Annotated in this window: 5 protein-coding genes; 2 read left to right on the top strand and 3 right to left on the bottom strand. The window is 61.3% G+C overall.

Features of this window, described 5'->3' with window-relative positions:
- Window positions 1–107 precede the first annotated feature (107 nt).
- Window positions 108–3,956, bottom strand: coding sequence for a cyclic di-GMP receptor MorA (gene morA, locus F8N49_RS21710; protein ID WP_110603143.1), 3,849 nt, complete (start codon window positions 3,954–3,956; stop codon window positions 108–110).
- Window positions 3,957–4,243: 287 nt separating this feature from the next.
- Between morA and ettA the strand changes: the two genes are divergently transcribed.
- Together ettA and gdhA are read left to right on the top strand one after the other, a co-directional pair.
- A complete protein-coding gene (ettA, locus tag F8N49_RS21715; RefSeq protein WP_016773108.1) occupies window positions 4,244–5,908 on the top strand; it encodes an energy-dependent translational throttle protein EttA in 1,665 nt (554 codons plus the stop codon).
- Window positions 5,909–6,282: 374 nt separating this feature from the next.
- Complete coding sequence (gdhA, locus tag F8N49_RS21720) at window positions 6,283–7,620, top strand: NADP-specific glutamate dehydrogenase (RefSeq protein WP_151552498.1); 1,338 nt, start codon at window positions 6,283–6,285, stop codon at window positions 7,618–7,620.
- Here the strand turns inward: gdhA and F8N49_RS21725 are convergent.
- Both F8N49_RS21725 and F8N49_RS21730 read right to left on the bottom strand, forming a co-directional pair.
- The gene (locus tag F8N49_RS21725) at window positions 7,617–8,111 is read right to left on the bottom strand and encodes a GreA/GreB family elongation factor (RefSeq protein ID WP_039761720.1); all 495 of its coding nucleotides are present in this window, start codon (window positions 8,109–8,111) and stop codon (window positions 7,617–7,619) included. The genes gdhA and F8N49_RS21725 overlap by 4 nt on opposite strands.
- A gap of 70 nt (window positions 8,112–8,181) precedes the next feature.
- The gene (locus tag F8N49_RS21730) at window positions 8,182–8,538 is read right to left on the bottom strand and encodes a hypothetical protein (protein WP_073475524.1); all 357 of its coding nucleotides are present in this window, start codon (window positions 8,536–8,538) and stop codon (window positions 8,182–8,184) included.
- Window positions 8,539–8,655 lie beyond the last annotated feature (117 nt).

Consider the following 8,655-nt stretch of genomic DNA (forward strand, 5'->3'; position numbering starts at 1 on the left):
GCTCCGCGTCACCTGCCGAAGCGGACGCAGAGCGTCCAGTTAGGCATTCCCTCGCGGAGCGTGGGAACGATCGAAGGCTGCGATCTTTTCGGGCGCGCCGCAGGCCGTCAGTCGAACATGAACAGCGCATCGTTACAGAACTGCGCTTCAAACCGTCCCGCCGGCATCGGCCGTCCGAACAGGTAACCCTGCACCTCATCGCAGCCATGCTCACGCAGGAAGTCCAGTTGCTCGTGGGTTTCCACACCCTCGGCGATCACCGCCAGGTTCAGGCTGTGGGCCATGGCAATGATCGCCCGGGCGATCTGCGCGTCCTGTTCGCCGGACGGCAGGCCGTCGACGAAGGTGCGGTCGATCTTCAGCACGTCGATCGGGAATTGCTTGAGGTAGTTGAGCGATGAATAACCGGTGCCGAAGTCATCGACCGCGATGCTCAGGCCGAGGTTCTTCAGCCCGGCAAGAATCTGCATCGCCTCGCTGACTTCGCGCATCAGGATGCTTTCGGTCAGTTCCAGCTCCAGACACGCCGGCGGCAGGCCGGTTTCGCGCAGGATCGTCGCGATTCGCGTACCCAACTGGCCGTCGGAGAACTGCCGTGCGGAAATGTTCACCGAGACCTTCGGCACCCGCACCCGTTGCTGGTGCCAGGTTTTCAGCTGTCGACAGGCCTCGCTGATGACCCAGTCGCCAACGTCCACCACCAGGCCGAGCTCTTCCAGCACCGGAATGAAATCCCCCGGCGGCACCAGCCCGCGACGCGGATGGCGCCAGCGCAGCAGCGCTTCGGCGCCGGTCAAACGCTTGCCGTCGCCACTGAACTGCGGCTGGTAATACAGGACGAATTCGTTCTGCTCCAGCGCATGGCGCAAATCGCTTTCCAGTTCCAGGCGCTCCAGCGCACTGGCGTTCATGTCGGCCTGATAGAACTGGAAGTTGTTCTTGCCGCGTTCCTTGGCGTGGTACATCGCCGTGTCGGCGTTCTTCATCAACTGGCTGAGTTCATTGCCGTCCTGCGGACTCAGGGCGATGCCGATACTGGCGGTGACGAAGAACTCGCGGCCCTCAAGCACGAACGGCCGCACCAGGCTGGCGAGAATCTGCTCGGCTACGTGAATCGCCCGGTTCAGCGCCAATTCTCGGTTGGAGCGATGCTGCAGCAGCAGGGTGAATTCGTCGCCGCCCATGCGCGCCACGGTGTCATCGTCATCGACGCAGGCCAGCAGGCGCGTGGCCATGTCCTTGAGCATGCGGTCGCCGGCGGCGTGGCCCAAGGAGTCGTTGATCGGTTTGAAACGGTCGAGGTCGAGGAACATCAGCACCACCCACGACTTCTGCCGTTCGGCCGCTTGCAGCGCGGTGTGCAGACGATCCTGGAACAGCGTGCGGTTCGGCAGGTGGGTGAGGGCGTCGTAATAGGCGAGGCGGTGGATGCGCTGCTCGCTGGCCTTGCGCTCGCTGATGTCGCTGAAGAAACACACGTAACTGGCCAGATCGCCCTCATCGTCGAGCACGGCAGTAATGCCGACCCACGCAGGGTAGTGCTCGCCGTTACGGCGCTTCATCCACACTTCGCCTTCCCAGGTGCTGTGCTCGTGCAACTGCTTGAGCACGTAGCGCAAGTGCGCGTCCTGCTGCTCGTCGACGGTGAGCATGTTCGGCAACTGGTCGAGCACTTCGCCGACGCTGTAGCCGCTGACCCGACTGAACGCTTCGTTGGCCTGGACGATGTAGCCGGCCGGGTCGGTAATCAGGATTGCCGAAGTCGAGTGCTCGAATACCGTGGCGGCCATGCGCAGATCTTTTTCGGCACGGCGCTGCTGGCTGATATCGCGGCCGACGCCGAGCACGCCTTCGAACGCGCCGTGTTCGTCCCACACCAGGACCAGGCGCAGTTCGATCGGAATCTTGCGGCCGTCGGCGCGCAGGCAATCGAAGAGGAACAGCTGCGTTTGCACCTGACTGCGCAGCAATGCCAGTTGCTCGGGCTTGTCCAGCGCCTTGCTGACGCGGTCCATCAGCACATGAATGCCGTTCAGTTGCCCGGGATTGGCGATGATCGATTGCCAGCCGTTCTGGAAGATCCATTCGGCGTTGTAACCGAGCACGGCCTGCACCGAGGGGCTGACGTAGTTCAGCGAGAGCTTGCTGTCGGTGGAGAAAATCACGTCGCTGATGCTTTCGGCGAGCATGCGGTAACGCTGCTCGCTGTCACGCAGCGATTCGCTGGCCTCGATCTGTTCGGTGATGTCCTTGGCCACGCCGATGATCCGCGTGACCTGATCGTGCTTGTCCCGCGCCAGCGCCTGTTCACGGATGTCGAAGCGCCGCCACTTGCCGTCGCGATGACGGAAGCGCAACTGGCATTGCAACAGCTGGCTGTAACCGGCGTGGCGCTGCAACTGCCGCGAGCGATGGTAATAGTCGGCGTCTTCCGGGTGCAGGAGGATTTCCCAGAAGTATTCGCCCATCTGATGCAGTTCAGTGCGGTTGTAGCCCAGGGTCTGGCCGAGGTGGTGGTTGCTGAAAATCATCCGCTGGCTGATCACGTCCTGCACATACAGATGATCGGGCACGGTGCGCACCACGTCCGACCAGAAGCCTTCGCGCTCCAGCAACGACAGCTCGATCAGCTTGCGGCTGGTGATGTCGTTGATGCTGAGAATCACCGCTTTATAGTCGTGCTGCTCGCTCGGCAGGCGCAGGACCATCCACAGGTGCTGGTCGCGACCATTGCTGTTGGGCAGTTTGATTTCCAGTTCCAGCTGCTTCTGCTGTTGCAGGACGGCGTCGAGGATCTGCTGACCGATCGCGCACTGCGGATGGCGCTGGCCATCGATCAGCAGTTGCCAGGCATCGTCGCAGGAATGCACATCGAGCAGTTGCAGGGCGACCTGGTTGACTTCGGTGACGCGCATTTCCGCGAGCAACTGCTGGCGCTGCTGCGGTTGGTCGAGCCAGGCCTTGAGCTGGTCGCTGGTCTGGATCTGCGCCTTGTCGAACATCTGCTTGAGGCCGGACAGGTCAAGCACGCACAAGGCCACGCCGGTGCCTTCGAAAATATCCTGATAACGCCGCCGGCCTTCATGCACCTGGCGCTGACGCCGACGCATGTTCAGCAGCGCGATCACCGGCAACATCGAGAACGCCAGGCCGAGCAGGCATTTGCCGATGAACGCCGGTAGCAACTCTTCCAGTACGCGCTGGCGGTCGAACAGCCCGCGCAGTTGCCAGTCGCTGCTGCTCAGCGGCACGGTCAGCACGGTGTTGGCGACATCGTCAGGCGTCAGCCCGCCAGCCTTGACCGAGGGCAGCCCGGCGTCGCGGCTGATGATCTGGTGATTGAGGCGATTTTCCACCAGCCACAACGGGCGCAGGGCGGTGGCGTCCTGTTTGGTCAGCGAGTCGAAGAAGGTTGGCGTCAGGCGCAAGGCCCAGTAACCGCGACTGCTGCCGCTGGCCTGATGCAGTAGCAGATGCACCACCGAGCCGTCATCGGCATTGCTGAAGTAATGCGCCTGGGCACGGCTGCGGCGCACCAGTTCAGTCAGGTAATCGGCGTCGGAGCTGTCGGTGGCGCTGTCGCTGATGATCCGGCCGGAGGGCGAGAGCAGGGCCATGCTGCGCAGATCGGGCAGCGAACGCTGCAACTTGCGCAGGAGCATCTGCTGTTCGTCGGCGGTTTGCGGTTGTTCGACGATCGGTAGCAGATTGAGGGCGATTTGCGCGTTCAGCGCCATGTTCAGGCTGACCTGGGCGGCGAGGTCGGCGGTGTAGTCGATGGTGTATTGGCGCTGATTTTTCTGAGTTTCGCGCAATTGATCGAGCAGTTGCCAGAACAGCAACGCGAGCAATAACAGCACGAGGGTGGCCAGCGCACCCTTTAATGTCCCGCGCAGGGGCGAGCCGGGCGCCGGTGGGGTGCTGCTCACAGAGGCTGGCGGAGTGACATTGGTCAAGCTGTGATCCTGCGATTTGGCTGGACTGGCGCGACGTGCACTATAAGCCGGACGCCCGAAGGGCGGCTAGCATGCCTTGACTCGTGGCGAAGTGCCAGCCCCTCTCGGCTGGACTGCCTTCCAGCATTAAGGTAGCTTTGCCGGTTAGACCGGGGGCGTTCCAGCCCCTACAATCAGACTTCTTCCAGCGCGCACGCATTGATCGCGATCAAGTGAACGACGCGCACAGTCTGGCCAGGCATCGCCTGCGCTCCAATCATTCATCTGTCACTGACCCAAGGTTCTCCATGGCTCAATACGTCTTCACCATGCATCGGCTGGGCAAAGTTGTTCCGCCGAAGCGGGAAATCCTCAAGAACATTTCGCTGTCCTTCTTCCCCGGCGCCAAGATCGGCGTGCTCGGCCTCAACGGTTCGGGTAAATCCACGCTGCTGAAGATCATGGCCGGCGTCGACACCGAGTTCGAAGGCGAAGCCCGTCCGATGCCGGACCTGAACATCGGTTACCTGCCGCAAGAGCCGCAGCTCGACCCTGCCAAGACCGTGCGTGAAGTGGTCGAGGAAGCGGTCAGCGTGATCAAGGATGCGCAAGCGCGTCTGGACGAGGTCTACGCGGCCTACGCCGACCCGGACGCCGACTTCGACAAGCTTGCTGCTGAACAGGCCAAGCTCGAAGCGATTCTGCAGGCCAGCGACGGCCACAACCTCGAGCGCCAGCTGGAAGTCGCTGCCGATGCACTGCGTCTGCCGGCCTGGGACGCGAAAGTCGAACACCTGTCCGGTGGTGAAAAGCGTCGTGTCGCCCTGTGCCGTCTGCTGCTGTCCGCACCAGACATGCTGCTGCTCGACGAACCGACCAACCACCTGGATGCCGATTCGGTGGCGTGGCTGGAGCATTTCCTCCACGACTTCCCGGGCACCGTGGTCGCGATCACGCACGACCGTTACTTCCTCGACAATGTCGCCGGCTGGATTCTGGAACTCGACCGCGGCGCGGGCATTCCTTACGAGGGCAACTATTCGGGCTGGCTCGAAGCCAAGTCCGATCGCCTGGCCCAAGAATCCAAGCAGCAGTCGGCTCATGAAAAAGCCATGAAGGAAGAACTGGAGTGGGTGCGCAAAGGCGCCAAGGCCCGCCAGTCGAAATCCAAGGCACGTCTGCAACGCTTCGAAGAAATGCAATCGCAGGAATTCCAGAAGCGCAGCGAGACCAACGAGATCTACATCCCGGCCGGTCCACGCCTGGGCGACAAGGTCATCGAATTCAAGAACGTCACCAAGGGCTACGGCGATCGCGTGCTGATCGACAACCTGTCGTTCTCCATGCCGAAAGGCGCCATTGTCGGCGTGATCGGTGGTAACGGTGCCGGTAAGTCGACGCTGTTCCGCATGCTCATGGGCAAGGAAACTCCGGATTCGGGCAGCATCGAAATCGGTGAAACCGTGCAACTGGCCTGCGTCGACCAGAGCCGTGAAGACCTCGACGGCAGCAAGACCGTGTTCCAGCAGATTTCCGACGGTTCCGACCAGATCCGCATCGGCAACTACGAGATCCCGTCGCGTACCTACGTCGGTCGCTTCAACTTCAAGGGCGGCGATCAGCAGAAGTTCGTCAAGGATCTGTCCGGCGGTGAGCGCGGTCGTCTGCACCTGGCGCTGACCCTGAAGGAGGGCGGCAACGTCCTGCTGCTCGACGAACCGTCCAACGACCTCGACGTGGAAACCCTGCGTTCGCTGGAAGAAGCCCTGCTGGACTTCCCTGGCGCGGCGATTGTGATCTCCCACGATCGGTGGTTCCTTGACCGTGTCGCCACGCACATCCTGGCGTACGAAGACGACTCGCAAGCGGTGTTCTTCGAAGGCAACTACACCGAGTACGAAGCCGACCGCAAAAAGCGCCTCGGCGAAGCAGCGGCCCAGCCTCACCGGGTGCGTCACAAGAAACTGGCCTGATATCGGGTTGGTTGCACAAGAGCGGAGCCTTCGGGCTCCGTTTTTTTTCGCCTAGTTTTTCAGGGATACCGAGTTGGATTCATCGCTGGCAAGCCAAGCTCCCACAGGGTTTTGTGGGGTGTTCGAGATAGGTGTTTCACCGATGTCCACTGTGGGAGCTGGCTTGCCAGCGATGGCGGTATAACTGTTGGTGCATCACTTGAATTTGATCTCACCATTCAGGTGCAAAAATTGGCAAAAACCAGCCGGATTTATATCCTGTGCACCATTTAATTTCATAACTGCGACATTTTGCTCTGTTCCTGTGCGCAATTCGTTTGTTACAGTCCGGCCCAATCTCCTCCAACGACAATAAATTTGCCGAGACTTTGCCCATGATCGAATCCGTCGAATCCTTCCTTGCGCGCCTGAAAAAACGCGACCCGGATCAACCCGAATTCCACCAGGCTGTCGAAGAAGTCCTGCGCAGTCTGTGGCCGTTTCTTGAAGCCAATCCGCATTACCTGACTTCGGGGATTCTCGAGCGCATCTGCGAGCCGGAGCGTGCGCTGGTGTTTCGGGTGTCGTGGGTCGACGATCAGGGCAGGGTCCAGGTCAATCGCGGCTTCCGTATCCAGATGAACAGCGCCATCGGTCCGTACAAGGGCGGCTTGCGTTTTCATCCGTCGGTGAATCTCGGCGTGCTGAAATTCCTCGCCTTCGAGCAGACCTTCAAGAACTCGCTGACCTCCCTGCCCATGGGCGGCGGCAAGGGCGGTTCCGACTTTGACCCGAAGGGCAAGAGCGACGCCGAGGTCATGCGCTTCTGCCAGGCGTTCATGAGCGAGCTGTATCGCCACATCGGCGCCGACGTTGACGTGCCGGCCGGTGATATCGGTGTCGGTGCGCGGGAGATCGGTTTCCTCTTTGGCCAGTACAAGCGCCTGAGCAACCAGTTCACCAGCGTCCTCACCGGCAAGGGCGTGACCTACGGCGGCAGCCTGATTCGCCCGGAAGCCACCGGTTTCGGCTGCGTGTACTTCGCCGAGGAGATGCTCAAGCGCCGCGGGCAGAGCGTCGAAGGCAAGCGCGCGGCGATTTCCGGTTCCGGCAACGTTGCCCAGTACGCGGCGCGCAAAGTGATGGACCTGGGCGGCAAAGTGATTTCCCTGTCCGACTCCGAAGGCACGCTGTACTGCGAAGCAGGACTGAGCGAAGAACAGTGGCTGGCGCTGCTGGAGTTGAAGAACGTTAAACGTGGGCGCATCAGCGAACTGGCGAGCGCCCATGGTCTGGAATTCCGCGCCGGCCAACATCCGTGGTCGCTGCCGTGCGACATCGCGCTGCCCTGCGCGACGCAAAACGAACTCGATGCCGGAGCCGCGCGCACGCTACTGCGCAATGGCTGCGTCTGTGTGGCTGAAGGCGCGAACATGCCGACCACGCTGGCGGCTGTGGATATCTTTATCGAGGCCGGCATTCTGTTCGCACCGGGCAAGGCGTCGAATGCCGGCGGTGTGGCCGTCAGCGGTCTGGAGATGTCGCAGAACGCCATGCGCCTGCTGTGGACGGCGGGCGAGGTGGACAGCAAGCTGCACGCGATCATGCAGTCGATCCACCACGCCTGCGTGCATTACGGCGAAGACAACGGTCAGATCAATTACGTCAAAGGCGCGAACATTGCCGGCTTCGTCAAAGTCGCCGATGCGATGTTGGCGCAAGGCGTGGTTTAAGCCGGTTCGATGCGGATCACTTCGATCAGTTGATCGCCGGCAGGTCGCTGCCATAGCACTTCATCGTTGAGCCGGGCGCCGAGCAAGGCCCGGCCCAGCGGTGAGGCCCAGTTGATCAGGCCCTGACTGGCGTCGGCCTGATCCTCGCCGACCAGTTGCACGCGGTGTTCAGTGTCGTGTTCATCGGCAAAAGTCACCCAGCTACCGATCTGCACCTTGTCGGTGGAAGTCGCAGCGACTGCGACTTGGGCGCTGCTCAGGCGTTGAGTGAAATAACGCAGATCCCGTTGCAGATCGGCGAGACGTTGTTTGTCGGCCTGCTCGCCCTTGGCCGTTTGCTCAGCGTGCAGGCTTTGCAGCTCGATGACTTTCGCCTGCAACTGCGCCAGCCCTTGTGGGGTGACGTAGTTGGGCTGCGTGCTGACCTGACGTTCGACCGGCTGATCGGCCTGCGCGGCGGCGTTGTCTTCGTTGACGAATGCGCGACTCATGAAGTCCTCCTGTTAAAGGATTTGGGCCATGATTGCCGGCATTTGGTTTCACTGGATGTCTGCAAGCGACCTATTGCGAGCGATAAGCCCGCCCGACGTCCTGGTCCTTCTGCTGCTGCCAGGCGCGTTCGCGTTCGTCCCAATGCTCGTTGCGATATTGCTCGCGATCCTTGTTTTCGAGCATCGCCTGACATTGGCGGAAGCCGTCGACCCAGCCGTCGGCGTATTGCTGGTCCTTGAGATAGCGCGGCACGTTCTTGCGAAACTCGCCGCTGATCGAACCTGCCGCTTGCCGGCCGCTGACGCAACCGTCATCGAAACCGTCGGCGAAGGCCGGTGGATAACCCTTGGCGATCAAGTCTTCATGGGTGGTCTGGCAACCGCCCAGCGCCAATACAACACCCAACAACCCCACGCACCGCCACATCGCACTCTCCCGCGCCGGTTTTCGGCTGATAGGGAAAGTCTAGAAGGGGATTGGTCGATATGGTGTGAAAGAAAGATCAAAAGATCGCGGCCTTCGGCAGCTCCTACAGGGGGAATG

Origin of the sequence: Pseudomonas sp. GXM4 (assembly GCF_008923895.1) — a bacterium.
Classification (GTDB): domain Bacteria; phylum Pseudomonadota; class Gammaproteobacteria; order Pseudomonadales; family Pseudomonadaceae; genus Aquipseudomonas; species Aquipseudomonas atacamensis.

Excerpts from the sequence above, each read along its gene's own strand:
- ettA (WP_016773108.1), top strand. The coding sequence starts at position 4,244 with ATGGCTCAATACGTCTTCACCATGCATCGGCTGGGCAAAGTTGTTCCG.
- gdhA (WP_151552498.1), top strand. The coding sequence starts at position 6,283 with ATGATCGAATCCGTCGAATCCTTCCTTGCGCGCCTGAAAAAACGCGAC.
- F8N49_RS21725 (WP_039761720.1), bottom strand. The coding sequence starts at position 8,111 with ATGAGTCGCGCATTCGTCAACGAAGACAACGCCGCCGCGCAGGCCGAT.
- F8N49_RS21730 (WP_073475524.1), bottom strand. The coding sequence starts at position 8,538 with ATGTGGCGGTGCGTGGGGTTGTTGGGTGTTGTATTGGCGCTGGGCGGT.